This is a genomic window from Lewinella sp. W8 (genome assembly GCF_004375085.3).
GTDB lineage: Bacteria > Bacteroidota > Bacteroidia > Chitinophagales > Saprospiraceae > Neolewinella.
On record NZ_SNAQ03000021.1, the window covers coordinates 96,633 to 110,993 of the forward strand.

Consider the following 14,361-nt stretch of genomic DNA (forward strand, 5'->3'; position numbering starts at 1 on the left):
CCCACTAACTTGAATTTTTCATCGCTTAAATTTCCATAATTATGGGAGCTATTGGAGCAGGTATTGCGGCACTTGGTGCCGGTATTGGTGTAGGTATGATCGGTGCTAAGTCTACCGAAGGTATCGCCCGCCAGCCGGAAGCCGCCGGTGACATTCGTACCGCCATGATCATTACTGCCGCACTGGTAGAGGGTGCTGCCCTCTTCGCCATCGTTGTCGGTCTGATCGCTACGAACGCCGGTCTTTAAGCCAGCAAACCAAACCGAACGGCACCGGTGGCCGAACCGCGATTGGCGGCGGCACCGGTGCCAATTTTAAGCGACAAGAATTTATACCTCATGTATTTACTCCCCCTTGCTTTTGACGTAATCAAGCCCGATCCGGGTTTGTTGGTCTGGACCACGATCATCTTTCTGTTGGTCTACTTCTTCGTTGGCCGCTCTGCGTTCAAGCCCATTCAGACGGCTCTGCGTAAGCGTAACGAGGAAATCCAGGACTCCATTGACGAAGCCAAGCGCGTACAGGCCGAAATGGCCCAGCTGAAGGCGGACAACCAGCAGCTGCTGGCCGAAGCCCGCGAAGAGCGTACCCGCATTGTGAGTGAGGCCGAAAAGCAGGCCAAGCAAATGGTGGAAGAGGCCAAAAACGAAGCCAAAGCTGCCGCTCAGAAAGTTGCCGCCGACGCCAAGCGTGACATCGAGAACATGCGTAAGTCCGCCATGGTAGACCTGAAGAAGGAAGTTGGTACGATGGCCATTGAGATCGCCGAGAAGGTCCTGCAGAAGGAACTCAAAAGCGACGCCAACCAGACCGCCTACGTCAAGGAACTGGTGAACAACCTTAACTAAGCACACCCATGACTAATCACAGAGTAGCCGCACGGTACGCAAAGTCACTCATCGAACTGGCCCAGGAGCGCAAGCAGCTCGACGGGATCAAGTCCGACGTAGACTCCCTGCTGGCCATGGCGGAAAATCGGGAGTTCGCCCTTCTGCTGAGCAGTCCGGTGGTCAACCCCTCCAAGAAAAAGGCCATTCTGGCTACCTTGTTGGAAAAGGCCGAAGCCGACGAACTGACGAAGGCTTTCGTCCGCATCCTGGTCGAAAAGGGTCGGGAAAAGGACCTGGTGGGCATCCTGAAGGAGTTCATCGCCCAGTACAAGGTGATCAACCACATTTCCACGGTGAAACTGACCAGTGCCGCTCCCCTGACCGAGGAGGTACTGAACAGCGTCAAGCAACAGCTGATCGCCGGCGGAAAAACCGAGAAGAACATTGACCTGCACACCGCCATTGATCCTTCGATCATGGGCGGCTTCATCCTTGAGTTTGACGGCAACGTCTACGACGCCAGTGTGGCGCACAAGCTCAAGCAGATGAAGAAAGAACTGCAGCGTCCAAATCTTTACCAAAACCGGGTTGGCGATCAGCCTGCCTAAATCCGTCCGCGGACGGTAGCCGGAAGGACCCCGGCACGACGAAACATATCCACTTAAGTTTTAAGCAAAATATCCAATGGCTGACGTAAAACCTGATGAAATCAGCGCAATCCTCAAGCAGCAGCTGAGTGGCTTTGATACGGCCACCGAACTGGAGGAATACGGTACCGTACTCCAGGTAGGTGACGGTATTGCCCGCGTATACGGACTGAACAACGCGCAGGCCGGTGAACTCGTGCAGTTCGACAACGGCACGGAAGCAATCGTTCTGAACCTCGAGGAAGACAACGTTGGTGTAGTACTCATGGGTACTTCCACCGGCATCCAGGAAGGTAGCCGCGTTTCCCGCACCGGACGGATCGCTTCGATCAACGTCGGAGAAGGGTTCGTAGGCCGTGTGGTTAACCCCCTCGGGGAGCCCATCGACGGTAAGGGTGACATCACCGGAACTACCTACGAAATGCCCCTGGAGCGCAAGGCTCCCGGTGTAATCTTCCGTCAGCCGGTAAGTGAGCCCCTGCAGACGGGTATCAAGGCCATCGACGCCATGATCCCCATCGGTCGTGGCCAGCGGGAACTGATCATTGGTGACCGCCAGACGGGTAAGTCGGCCATCGCCATTGACACCATCCTGAACCAAAAAGAATTTTACGATCGCGGCGAGCCCGTATACTGTATCTACGTAGCCTGTGGACAGAAGTCCTCTACGGTTGCTCAGGTAGCCAAGACGCTCGAAGACAACGGTGCCCTGGATTACTCCGTCATCGTTTCTGCATCTGCTTCTGATCCCGCACCGCTGCAGTTCTACGCACCCTTCGCTGGTGCCGCCATCGGTGAGTACTTCCGCGACACGGGCCGTCCGGCCCTGATCATTTACGATGATCTGTCCAAGCAGGCCGTGGCTTACCGTGAAGTATCCCTGCTGCTTCGTCGTCCTCCCGGTCGTGAAGCTTACCCCGGTGACGTATTCTACCTCCACAGCCGCCTGCTGGAGCGTGCCGCTAAGGTCATCGATGACGATAAGATCGCTCAGGACATGAACGACCTGCCCGAAAGCCTCAAGAAGGCGGGCATCGTGAAGGGTGGTGGCTCCCTGACGGCCCTGCCCATCATCGAAACCCAGGCCGGTGACGTTTCTGCCTACATTCCTACGAATGTAATCTCCATCACCGATGGTCAGATCTTCCTGGAATCCACGCTGTTCAACAACGGTATTCGTCCGGCCATTAACGTAGGTATCTCCGTTAGCCGGGTAGGTGGTTCGGCTCAGATCAAGCCGATGAAGAAAGTATCCGGTACGCTGAAGCTCGACCAGGCTTCCTACCGCGAACTGGAGGCCTTCGCCAAATTCGGTTCTGACCTCGATGCTTCTACGATGAACATCCTCGAGAAGGGTAAGCGCAACGTAGAAATCCTGAAGCAGCCCCAGTACAGCCCGGTACCCGTTGAGAAGCAGGTAGCCATCATTTACCTCGGTACGAAGAACCTGATGAAGGACGTGCCGGTCAACAAGATCAAGGAATTCGAAGCCTTGTTCCTGGCCGAGCTGGACCGTCAGCTCCCCGAGGTACTTGAGAATTTCCGCAACAAGAAATACGAGAAGGAAGACCAGCAAAAGCTGGAAGAACTGGCCGCACAGCTCGTTCCTCAGTTTAGCTAAAGGATGAACGGCCGCCCGGTGGGCACCTCGCCCACCGGCGGCCATCTTCTCCTCCCGTTGTCTCCTTAATCCTTTTCCTCCCTTACTATGGCTAACTTAAAAGAAGTACGTGAACGGATTCGCTCGGTAAAGAATACCCAGCAAATCACCAGTGCGATGAAAATGGTGTCCGCGGCCAAGCTCCGCCGGGCCCAGCAAGCCATTACCGACCTGCGCCCCTACGCCGAGAAGCTCGACGAAATGTTGACCAACATCCTGACCAACCTGGAGGGAGATGCCAACACCAGCTTCAACAAGGTGCGTCCGGTAAACGGAGCCTGTGTGGTCGTGGTAACCTCCAGTCGTGGCCTGGCGGGTGCGTTTAACACCAACGTCATCAAGGCCGCCGAAGCTACCATCAAGGAACAGCAACTGGTCGGGCTATCCGGCGTGCTGGACATTGTCTGTATCGGTAAGAAAGGGGGAGACTACTTCCGTAAGCACTACGCCAAGAAAGAGAACATTCGCGTGAATCTCGATTACGTAGATCTGTTCTCCGACCTGAGCTTCGACCACACCAAACAGGTTCCCCAGTTGATCATGAACCGGTTTGAGTCCGGTCGTTACGACCGGGTTTTCGTGGCCTACGCCCGCTTCAAAAACGCGGCGGTGCAGTTTGCTACCTGTGAACAGTTCCTGCCCGTAGAGGATAAGGAAGAGAGTGGTGAGAAGAGCAGCTCCGGACTACGGGCCGACTACATCTTCGAGCCCAGTAAAGAAGCCCTGTTGGATTACCTCGTGCCGAGTATCCTGCAGACCAAATTTCAGTCTTTCCTCCTGGATACCCACGCTTCCGAGCACGGTGCGCGGATGACGGCCATGGACAAGGCCACGGAAAACGCCCAGGAACTGCTGAAGGAACTGAAAATCAGCTACAACAAAGCGCGTCAGGAAGCCATTACGACCGAAATCCTCGAGATCGTTAGTGGTGCCGCCGCGCTCGAGGCCGGCTAAGCTACCCCTCGCTGGCCACTATTTGAGACTTTTAGTGGATTAGAGCCCCGCTTTCCTTTCGGAAGGCGGGGCTTTTTAATTGGTTGGTTGTTAGTCTTTTGTGGAATTAGTTTTGCAATTTTTGAAATTTTGGTGATTGCTGCCCACCGGTTCGCAGAGCACTTTTGCTTCAGCATTACCGGCAAGCTATCCGGTGAACTTCAACCATCCAATCACGAATTATGAAAACCCTTTTCTCGCTTTTACTAACCCTCAGCCTGGTGTTCTTTCTTCAACCCATAGACGCCCAGGTTATTGATCACAACGGCCAGGACAGCCAGGTCAATTTTGTCCAGGGAAATATCGCCGTGTACTACGTCATCGAAGGCAGCGGCATCGAAATTCCCATTCCGTGCGGACAGGGGGTGAATTTTAATAATCAGGTTCCCGTGGGAGGGAGCTACTCGGCACTCTTCCGTATCTACCCCGAGTACGAAAACCCCAACAACGAGGAACCGCTTGAACTAACGATCCACGATGTGTATTTGCAAACCACGGATTTTCATTTCCTCGGGTTTCCCAACGGCTTCGATGGCGTGTTGACGGAAGGGGAGTCCCTGGATGTCCGCGTGTTCTTTAAGCCCATTTGCCCCGGAGTATTCACCAATGGATTGGTGATCGAAAGCTCCGCCGCGAACGCTCCGGTGTGCCTGCAAAGGATTGATCAGATCACGGAAAGTGGTGATGGGGCCCAACTTAGCGTAAGCGCCGTATTCCCTTCCGAAATTGGGCTTCAGGAGTGGACCGTAATCCCCGCCACCCAGGGGCTGGAGGTTCCGGCCTTTCCCCCGTCAATCAATCGACGGGTGCAATTGGACATCCAGAATTTTGGTAACGAAGACCTGATCATCGATGGAATCTACGTCTACGGACCGGCCAGCCTCAACAACACCCATCCGAGCCAAAGTGTGGTTTTTGCGGAACCCATTCCACCTGGGCAGCAACGCTTCGTCTGGATCGAAATGGACGAAGAAATCGATTGTGACGGGCAGGACGTTCAGGTGCTGATCAAGAGTACCGATAACATTACCTGTGGACCTTCGCTGACGAATCATCAGTTTAAATTTTTCGTCTATCCCTCGGAAGATTGTCCGGAGGAAGAAGAGGAACAGCCCGATGACAATGAAGATCGTCCGGAAATTCGGAGTGGTCGATTAAACCAGTCGAATGCACCGGTCATCCGGGTATTTCCAACGCTGGTGAGTAATACGCTATGGGTGGAGCTTGGCGAACCGCAGGTGGGCACCGCCTACCAAATCCTGGATGGAACCGGCCGAATGGTCCTCGAGGGGCGTTTTGCCGCGGGGGACTTCCGGGCCGCTCTCCCGGTCCAAAACTTACGTTCCGGACATTATTTCCTCCGCGAATTGGCGACGGGAACCGTGGCTCGGTTTATCAAGCCGTAGCATTTTATAACCAGGAATTGACGAAGCATTGGGGCGCAAGAGCGCAGGTGCCGGGTTGATCCGAAGCGCGAAGTGATCGGGAAGGGTAGTGGGCTACTTCCAATCATTTCGTGCTTCGGTTCATTCGTGAACCCGCACTTGGCCGGGGAGGCGCTCCTCTAACCAATCCCGAAAACTGGCCACCGGAATTTGTCGGATTTCCTCCCGCAAGCTGGCGACTTTCTTAGGCGCAGGCCGTTCCGGAAGTAGCAGCAATTTCTTGCACAGGCGAACGAAATCCAGGCAAATCTGCCGGTGGTAACCCAGTTGCTGATGACGACTGAGGAATACCGTGATGCTGTGTAGGTGGCTTTCCAGCAGCACCCGGGCATCCTGATCAAAGTATACCTTTGCGAGGGTAATTCGTGCCTGGAGCTGCATGGTCGTACTGCTGCGGGAATAATCGAAGCCGACGAGCAAATCTCCCGCTCTTTCCAGGTCTCCCATTTCGTAGCAATAGCTTGCCTGGCAGTAGGGTAAGATGGTCTTTTGGTCCTTTCCGTTTAACCGGGGACCGTACTCCTCGAAGAAGGCCGACAGCCACTCGAACTCCCGGAGTTTAAGGGCCGTCAGGCTGATGTTAGAGAAGGTCTGCGCCGTAAGGTGCTTTCCGGCGAAGAGAATCCCTTGCTGTAGGCCAAAGTTGAAGAGATCAAAGCAGTAGCGTTGATATTCCGGATGGCCAGTATTCATTTGCCGGATACCGTCGTTTAGGAGGACCATGAAGACATCCCGAAAGGAAGTATCCGCGAGGACTTCCGCCCGCCCCATTAGTAATTCCCGAAGCCGGAGCCGATCTTGCTCATTCGGCTCGGATAGGATGCGATAGGCCGTAGCGTAGAGTTGGATCAGGAAGTCTTCTTTCCAGGGAGAAGACTGGGCCAGTGCCAGAACCTCCGCGAGCAGGGTAGTGTTGGCGGATTTATCCCGCAGGTTCCTCAGGGCCGTAAGGTGGCAGGCTGAGCGTAACTTCTCAGTGAGGTAGAGTCGGTCCAGCGCCACGGGAAGGTCAGTGGTAAGCAAGGTTTCTCCGGAATCAGAGAGTTCGTATCCGCCGTAGACCAGCTCGTGCTGGAGCAGAAAGCTGTCCAGGTTGCCGCGGATGCTTGCGGGGGGCGTGGAAGGCGGGCGAGCGGTCAGCATTTTGGTCGCCTGTGGTTCCATTTTGTACTTCTGATAGGCCCGGGCGGTATGGAGTTTGACCTGCAAGGGATTTTCTAGGAACTGATTCACGGCCAGAAAGCGGTCCAGCTCCCTACGGAGATAGGTAAGCTCAAGAGCGGTCGGGGATTTCCCGCGGGGGGTACTGCGTGGGGCCCGGTCGGATAATCCGTTCTCCAGATACTGCACTTTTGGTCCCAGGTTTTTACGGAGGGTAAAGGCACCAGCTTCGAGCCACCGAATAAATTTTTGCCGGTCACGGGCCTTCATCCGGCGGTAAACCCGGGTAAAGGGGTGGTCTGAGGTACTGTTTTTTGTGTTGTTCGGCATGATAACTTGCTGATAGGGAGTAGGGTAGGCGAAATGGTTTGCAATTTACGTTTTATCAAGTGTTTTCTGGGGCAGAGTGGGGCTTCTATCTTGGTGGTCCAATACGTTAAGATCATGTACGACTGCATTACCCGGCTAACGTTAATTCTCATCCTGCTGTCCGGTACGGGAGGGCGGCTCGAGGCCCAGGGCCTGGAAAGAATTCTGCCGCTCCGGCAGAGTGGCCCCACGGCGGCATTCCACAGTACGGGATTGCCGGACGGATCGGTCGTATATATGACCACCTCCGTGGCCGGACGCATCGATCCGGAGGGAGAAATTCTCTGGCGGACGCCCTTGGGCGTATCCGGACCACTGGGCGGCTTCGATACCCTGGACAATTCTTTCTGGGTGGCGGGGCAGGCGGTAAGCAGCATCCGGGATCGGGTACAGATTCGGGAATGGCGCGTCAGCATGGATGGAGAAATCCTGGACGACCGCGTAACGGAACTGGATGATCTGCGTCCCACGCTGGAAGAGATCACGCCCGACCTCGTCATCCGACGAGGAAGTAACGACACCCTACACGTGTACGTGTCGGTACGGGACCAGGGCGTAACGACCTTCGTAGGTGTGGCCCAACGCATTCACTACTATAAACTGGACGGAAACCGGAACGTAGTGGCCTCTATCGTCTTCCGGGAAGGAGAATTCTGCGGAATCCTGGACGCTTATCCTCTTCCCAACGGTGGTCATGCCATCCTTATGAAATCGGACCCGGACTTTGATGGAGAAACCGTCCAACGATTACCCGTCCTGGTGGCACGGGTTGACGAAGAAGCTATCGTCCGCCCGCTGGATACCTTTCCGGCCGTATACTTCCGTGATCCCTTTTTGCTTCGCCGCGCCAACGGCAACTTCGTAGCGGGGTATCGCGGGAGTACCCAGACCCTCTTCCTTCGGGAGTACGACCTGGAGCGGTTGGAACGTCGGCAACGGGCGGACATCAATACCCCGGTGGGGCCCACCCGGCCCCAAACGGCCGAGGAACTCCCCGACGGAAGCCTGTTGCTACTCGAGGAAGGCCTGGGCTTTGCGCTGGGCTTACCGACCAGATTTCTCTATCAGCGCAGATTTGATCCCTCGTTCAACGAGGAATGGAGCCAGCTCTATGGCTTGCCGGAAATTGACGTAACCCCCACCGAGTTGGGCGTACTGCCCGGCGAGGAATTTTACGCGCTGGGGATGATGGCCAGTGCCGACGGTAAAGGATTCTTCGTGAGGGCAGCGGCCGACGGAACGACCTTTCCGCACCATTTGCGGGGACAAATCCTGGCCAGCGATCCCAACTGCGTTCCGGTAGCCGATAGTACCGGATTACCAAACTGGTGGATCAGATTGTTGCCGCTCGACGGACAACCGGACACACTTTATGCCTTCTCCGGGCCGGAGGGCCGCTTCGCTCTCCGGGTAGATACCGGGAGGTATCAAATTGAACCGATTGCCCCAAATGCCTACTGGCAAGTTTGCGAGGCCGAACCGGTGAGCTTTTCCGGGGTGTCCGATACCCTGGAGGTGGTGCTGGGGGCAAGCGTCACGTATGACTGTCCGATGATGACCGTCGCGGTCAGTACGCCCTATTTCCTGCCCCGTTGTGAACCCTACACCACTAAAATAGATTACCGGAACCAGGGGACGGCTCCGGCGGCCTCCGCTACCGTTCGCGTCATCATGGACCCCCTGGTGGAGCCCCTCAGCAGCGTTCCGGGCTGGGATCAACGGCAGGGGGATACACTCTGGTTTGAGCTGGGAGAACAGTCGGTGGGGCAAGCGGGAGACATTCGCATTTCGGGAGTTGTAGACTGCGAGACTGCGGTAGTGGGCCAGGCCCACTGCACCGAAGCGACGATATTTCCGGACAGTTTGTGTACCCCTCCCGGGATTAACTGGGACGGCAGTTCCCTGCTGGTCAGCGGCCGCTGCGAAGCGGATACGGTCTTTTTTCGGATCGAAAATGTCGGAATCGGGGATATGGCGGCTCCCCGGCAGTACGTCATTACGGAAGACGTGGTATTGCACTTCGGGGGAGAATTTGAACTGGAAAGTGGCCAATTCCTGGAGATTCCCATTCCCGCAAGCGGCGGCACCTACCGGCTCACGGCGGAGCAGGACCCGGATCACCCCGGAAACAGTCAGCCAAGTGTAGTGGTGGAGGGCTGCGGAGCAGCAAGGCCGGAGGACTTTCAAACGGGTATCTTCGGTCAGTACCCACAGGATGACGGTGATCCCTTTATCGATATCAGTTGCCGGCAAAATGCAGCGCTGAACGCCGGCGGGTTGTGGTCAGACGAGGATGCGGACGAAGCCCAAAAGCGCCGCGGAAACAACGATGCTTTTTCCGCATTCGTGAGCCCGACGGGCATCGGTGAGCGTCACCTGATTGACACCGGAACGGTACTGCAGTACCAGTGGCGTTTCGAGAATCGTACGGACGGTCCCATTCGCTACCTGCGTTTCCGTAACCCGTTGGCGGAAGGATTGCGCCTCAGTAGTTTGCGGGAGGTGACGGCGACGGAACCCTACGATTACCGGGTATCTCCGCAGGGAGAGCTAAGCCTGAGCTTCCGGGCGCTGGACCTGGCGCCGGGAGAAAAGATCAGCTGGTCCTATCGGGTGGCGCTCGCGGAAGGAATCCCGCCCGGAACGGAAATCATGAACGTGGGGGAAATTAGCTTCGGGGGGCGGCCGTACCGGGAGGCGATTCCCGCGACCGTCCGGGTTCGCAACCCTGAACGATACTCCTTTACTGAAGCTCCCGCCGTTTGTTCCCTTAATGCGGAGGATCTGTCGGGATTGCTCCGGCAACGCGATACCGTATCCCTGCCGGGATACGACTCCATCACGCTGACCCTCGCCCCGGTCCTTCCGGCTTATCGCACGCAGATTGATACCCTGGTCGCAGAAGGTGATAGCCTACTCGGACAACTTATCCTGACGGACGTGGAGATTGTGGACTCCCTGAAAACGGCGGTGGGCTGCGACAGCGTGGTCCTCTACGCGGTAATGGTTGATCCGGGCACCTCCGTGGCAGAAAAGCCCGCCGAAGCATCTTGGTCGGTGTTTCCCAATCCGGCGGGCAACTACTTTATTTTGCGACCGCGCGTGGCCGAGCGCGTTGCGTCCATCAGCCTGCGAGATTTATCCGGTCGCTTGGTCCGGAGCATTAGGCCCCCATCAACGGAACTCCTAAGCGGGGAGGGACTCTTCGTGCCGGTTTCCGGACTGCCACCGGCCTGGTATACGGTGATGATCCGGACGGAGGGCGGGATTTGGGTGTCCAGGATTTTTATCCGGGGAGACTAGGAAAGCCAATCATTTTCTGATTGTTTCGAACCCAGCTGGCTCCCCGCCATCTACACGGCACCTGCACTCCGTTGCCCGAAAAGCGGAAATTTTGTCGGGGACGCACCCTAGTTGCTCCGCGTGAATTCATACTCCTCGCGGAGTCTGCCTAAATGGCTATCTTGACCGGAAATTCACCCCGATCATGTTACGTGCCCCCCTGCTATTTATGGCCCTCTGTGGCATTTTTTCCCTTCACCTGAAGTCCCAGTGTGGCCCCAGCCTGGTCTGGTCCGATGAATTTGACGGGACCTCACTGAATACCCTCGACTGGAATTATCAGGTCGGCGATGGGTGCGACCGGGGCATTTGCGGATGGGGTAACAATGAAGTGCAGTGGTACCAGCAACAGAACGTATCGGTGAGTGACGGGACGCTGAAGATCACCGCGCGGCGGGAAAGCGTGGCCAACAGCACCTACACTTCCGGCCGCATCACGACGGAAGACAAGAACGATTTTCGCTACGGATACTACGAGGCCCGGATCAAGCTGCCCGAGGCGGGAGGTACCTGGCCGGCCTTCTGGATGCTGCCGACCGACTACGTCTACGGTGGGTGGCCCACGAGTGGAGAGATTGACATCATGGAGTTTGTGGCCAACGATCCCCGGGAGGTTTTTGGCACCATCCACTACGGGCTCCCATTCCCCAACAACTCTTTCCAGGGCAACGAACTCGAGATTGGAGAAGGGAACTGGTACGATGATTTTCACACCTTTGCCATCGAGTGGCGGGAAGACGAGATCAAGTGGTTTGTGGACGATATCCTTTACAGTACCAAAGTTCCGTCGGACGTCAGTCCGGCCCGCTGGCCCTTCGATCAGGATTTTCACTTCCTGCTGAACGTGGCGGTCGGCGGCACCCTGGGGGGAGCCGTTACGGCGTCTAGCTTTCCGACCACGATGGAAGTTGACTACGTGCGGGTCTACGACCGTGGAAAAACCTACATCAGTGGAGAGAACATCGTTTCGGGCGGTGCGACCACGGTGCGGTACGTGCTGGGGAACGTTCCGGACGGAGCGAGTATTAACTGGGCGGTCCCCGCAAGTGCCACGATCACCTCGGGACAGGGAACCGATCAGATTACCGTGGATTGGGGGAACGCCGGGGGAAGGGTTGCCGCCACCGTATCGGCGGATTGCGGCGACTACGCGGTGGGCATGGACGTAACCGTCTCTGCCTTCAGTCGGGTAGCCAGCTTCGAAAACTTTGACGACAGTCCGCTGGCGACCTTCGGCACGGCTTCCGGAACGCTGCGGGAGGTGGACAACCCGGCCCCCAATGCGCTGAACGGTTCCCAACTCGTGGGCCGCTACACCCGGAACGCCAACAGCCAATTTGACTTTATCGTCTACAACGTCAACAGTCTGGGGGATGCAGACGAATTCTACCTGGGTGAGCGCCGGATATTCATTGACGTCTATACGGAGGAGGCTCCGGTGGGGACGGAGATATTATTACAGATGGAAAACAGTACGGCAACGGGGGATAATTACCCCACGGGCCGGCACAGCCGCTACCGGGCCTACACCGAAGCACAGGGGGAGTGGCACCGACTGGAGTTCGAGCCCCTGGACCGTCCGGATGGAGGCGTGTCGGGCTTCGGGATCAATAAATTCGTGTTGCTCTTCCAACCCAACAGTACCTCTTCGAACGTATTTTACTACGACAATTTTGACGCCTACGAACGGCAAATCGTCTCGGTACGCGAGCCCGCTGCCTTAGATTTTCCGGCCGTGATTATGCCCAATCCGGTTCGGGGAGAAGGGGCGATACGCATCGCGCCGGAACGTTCCGTCAGGCTTGATCTGGACATCCTGGATTCACGGGGCAGGGTGGTGGTGCACCGCTCCGGAATCCAGGTGGCGGCGGGCGAACGGACGATGGACCTAGGCGTTGGCCACCTGCCCGGTGGCGTGTATTTCGTGCGCCTGCGGGATAATCGGGGAAGAAGTGCCACCAGGCGGCTCATCCGGATAGAGTAGGGGGACTTAGTTTGAGGTTTCCCGGCGGATTTTAGCCGTTACCTTTTCGTAAAACACAATGGAAAAGGTGGCGCCATTATCGTTGGAACTTTCCAGTGTCCCCCTTAGCTGCTGCGTCATTTTTTCCAGCAGATATTTTCCCAATCCGCCTTCACGGTGCGGAATCGTACCCTCCGGGAAGCCGGGGCCATTATCCTGATACCGTAGGCGGTACATCGCCTCGCCCTCCTCCTGAAGTTGGATGGAAATGCGGAGCAGATGCCCCGGGCGATTGGCGTATTTCAGGCTGTTGGTGAGGAGCTCGTTCAGGATGATGCCGATGGGCATCAGCGTTTCGAGATTAAAGAGGATGGAAGGAATGTCGAGCTGGAATTCGGGGGCGGTACCCTTTGTCATGGAAGAGAGGTAGTCGCATAATTTCAGGGTATACAGATGAATGTCGATGACCTCTTCGCCGTCCTTGAGGTAGAGCAGGTCGTGCAGGGCGGCCATGCTGAAAATCCGGCCCGACATGGCCTCCAGGTTGGCGGCCGCCACCCGGTCGCTCATCTCCAGCTTCTGCAATTCCAGCAAGCTGATGATGACCTGTAAATTGTTTTTAACCCGGTGGTGGATTTCGGATTGCAACATCGTTTGTCGTTCCAGGCTGTCCTTGAGTCGTTGATTGGCCTCGCTGAGTTGCCTGGCCTGTTTAAGATTGACGTCATGCGATCGATTGAGCCGGGAATAGAAGTAGATCATCACCACGGAGAGGAGAATGATCAGGCCGGTAAAAATCAGTACCCCCGTGAGGCGAAATTTCTGAAAGCGTAGCATGCGATCCTGTTCGCGGATGCGGGCCATCTGCTCTTCATTTTTAAACTGCTCAGCGGCCTCGAGGATCTTCTCCCTTTCTTGGTTGGTCAGGTACCGAATTTCCTCGGAATAGCCCCGGCGCATGTAGTAGAGGGCGGAGTCCAGTTGGTTGAGTCTCCGGTAGGCACGTCCCCGGATCAGGTAGGCTCCGGAGAGTGTATTGGTCTCCGGCCGATCGGCTTTGATGGCCTCGTAGCAGGCCACGATGGTGGAATCATTGTAGTCCAGAGATTTCTGGATGTTGCCGGCCCGGTAGTGAATCAGGGTGATTCCGTGTAGACGGTCGCTGAGGGTGACGTAATCCTTCAGTTGACGCAGGATGGGAATGGCCCTGGCGTGCTCCCGCACGCTGCTGCGGTAATCGCTTTCTTCCAGAGCACTACCGGATAGGGTATAGGCACAGGCTAATGCAATGGAGGGATCATGCTTGTCCAGGAAACGGAGTGCCTGATCGGCAAAATACCGGACGGAGTCGTTGTAGCCGAACTGACTGTGCCAGGTCCCGAACCGAATGGCGGCGGCGGCGGACCGATCGTCCAGCTGCCATTGCTGGATGAGGTTGCTTGCTCGTGCTACCCACTGTCGGGATTCTTCGGGTTGATGTAAATCCTGGTAAAGCTGGCTAAGCAACAGCGCGGCATCCACCGCGACCCCCCAATTACCTGAGTTATTACCTTTTCGCCACAGGGGCAGCAGCAGGGTGATGGCTTTTTCTCGCTTATCCTGCCTAACCCAGCTGGCCGCTAGGGTATACTGAAGCTTCAGGTCAACGGGGTCCGGATCGACCCCGAGGGTATCCATTTCGGCCACTAGGGGAAGTAGAAAGAAGGAAACGCTGTCGTAGGCGTAGCGGGAAAGCAGGCCCTCGGTTTTTGCCAGGAGCTCGGATTTTGAGAAGTTTTCGGAAGACTGCCCCGGAAGTAATTCAGGGCACAAAAAAAGGAGGGCGAGGAGAACCACCACCGGGAGGAGATTACTAAATTTACTGAGTAATTCAGGGAGCCTGACCTTTTTAGATTTTTTTCCGAAGGAGGGCATTGGTCGTGTTCGAGGTAGGAGCGTTAGCTGCCAAAAG

At 56.3% G+C, this 14,361-nt stretch carries 10 protein-coding genes; 8 read left to right on the plus strand and 2 right to left on the minus strand.

The genetic code is table 11. The features are described from left to right. The first annotated feature begins 41 nt into the window (after nucleotides 1-41). From atpE to E1J53_RS20220, 6 genes are all read left to right on the plus strand, one after another. Complete coding sequence (gene atpE / locus E1J53_RS20195; RefSeq protein WP_134274305.1) at nucleotides 42-248, plus strand: ATP synthase F0 subunit C; 207 nt, start codon at nucleotides 42-44, stop codon at nucleotides 246-248. 90 nt (nucleotides 249-338) lie between these two features. Continuing rightward, on the plus strand, nucleotides 339-848 hold the full coding sequence (atpF, locus tag E1J53_RS20200; protein ID WP_134274304.1) for a F0F1 ATP synthase subunit B: 510 nt from the start codon (nucleotides 339-341) through the stop codon (nucleotides 846-848). Nucleotides 849-856: 8 nt separating this feature from the next. Further along, complete coding sequence (gene atpH / locus E1J53_RS20205) at nucleotides 857-1,438, plus strand: ATP synthase F1 subunit delta (RefSeq protein ID WP_134274303.1); 582 nt, start codon at nucleotides 857-859, stop codon at nucleotides 1,436-1,438. 76 nt (nucleotides 1,439-1,514) lie between these two features. After that, nucleotides 1,515-3,098: a F0F1 ATP synthase subunit alpha gene (atpA, locus tag E1J53_RS20210; RefSeq protein WP_134274302.1), complete on the plus strand. Its 1,584-nt coding sequence runs from the start codon at nucleotides 1,515-1,517 to the stop codon at nucleotides 3,096-3,098. Nucleotides 3,099-3,185: 87 nt separating this feature from the next. Further along, entirely contained in the window at nucleotides 3,186-4,091 is a 906-nt protein-coding gene (atpG, locus tag E1J53_RS20215) for an ATP synthase F1 subunit gamma (RefSeq protein WP_134274301.1), read from the plus strand. 221 nt (nucleotides 4,092-4,312) lie between these two features. Beyond that, nucleotides 4,313-5,536, plus strand: a complete 1,224-nt coding sequence (locus E1J53_RS20220) for a hypothetical protein (protein ID WP_134274300.1) — start codon at nucleotides 4,313-4,315, stop codon at nucleotides 5,534-5,536. Nucleotides 5,537-5,656: 120 nt separating this feature from the next. Here E1J53_RS20220 and E1J53_RS20225 read toward each other — a convergent pair whose 3' ends face one another. Continuing rightward, nucleotides 5,657-7,066 carry a hypothetical protein gene (locus tag E1J53_RS20225; protein WP_134274299.1) on the minus strand — a complete coding sequence of 470 codons (1,410 nt, stop codon included), beginning with the start codon at nucleotides 7,064-7,066 and terminating at the stop codon, nucleotides 5,657-5,659. Between the two features lie 114 nt (nucleotides 7,067-7,180). On the opposite strand from E1J53_RS20225, the gene E1J53_RS20230 reads away from it, so the two are divergent. Both E1J53_RS20230 and E1J53_RS20235 read left to right on the plus strand, forming a co-directional pair. After that, a complete protein-coding gene (locus E1J53_RS20230; RefSeq protein ID WP_134274298.1) occupies nucleotides 7,181-10,408 on the plus strand; it encodes a T9SS type A sorting domain-containing protein in 3,228 nt (1,075 codons plus the stop codon). Nucleotides 10,409-10,592: 184 nt separating this feature from the next. Further along, complete coding sequence (locus tag E1J53_RS20235) at nucleotides 10,593-12,431, plus strand: family 16 glycosylhydrolase (RefSeq protein WP_134274297.1); 1,839 nt, start codon at nucleotides 10,593-10,595, stop codon at nucleotides 12,429-12,431. A gap of 6 nt (nucleotides 12,432-12,437) precedes the next feature. Here E1J53_RS20235 and E1J53_RS24740 read toward each other — a convergent pair whose 3' ends face one another. Next, a complete protein-coding gene (locus tag E1J53_RS24740; protein WP_173021575.1) occupies nucleotides 12,438-14,249 on the minus strand; it encodes a sensor histidine kinase in 1,812 nt (603 codons plus the stop codon). Nucleotides 14,250-14,361: the final 112 nt, after the last annotated feature.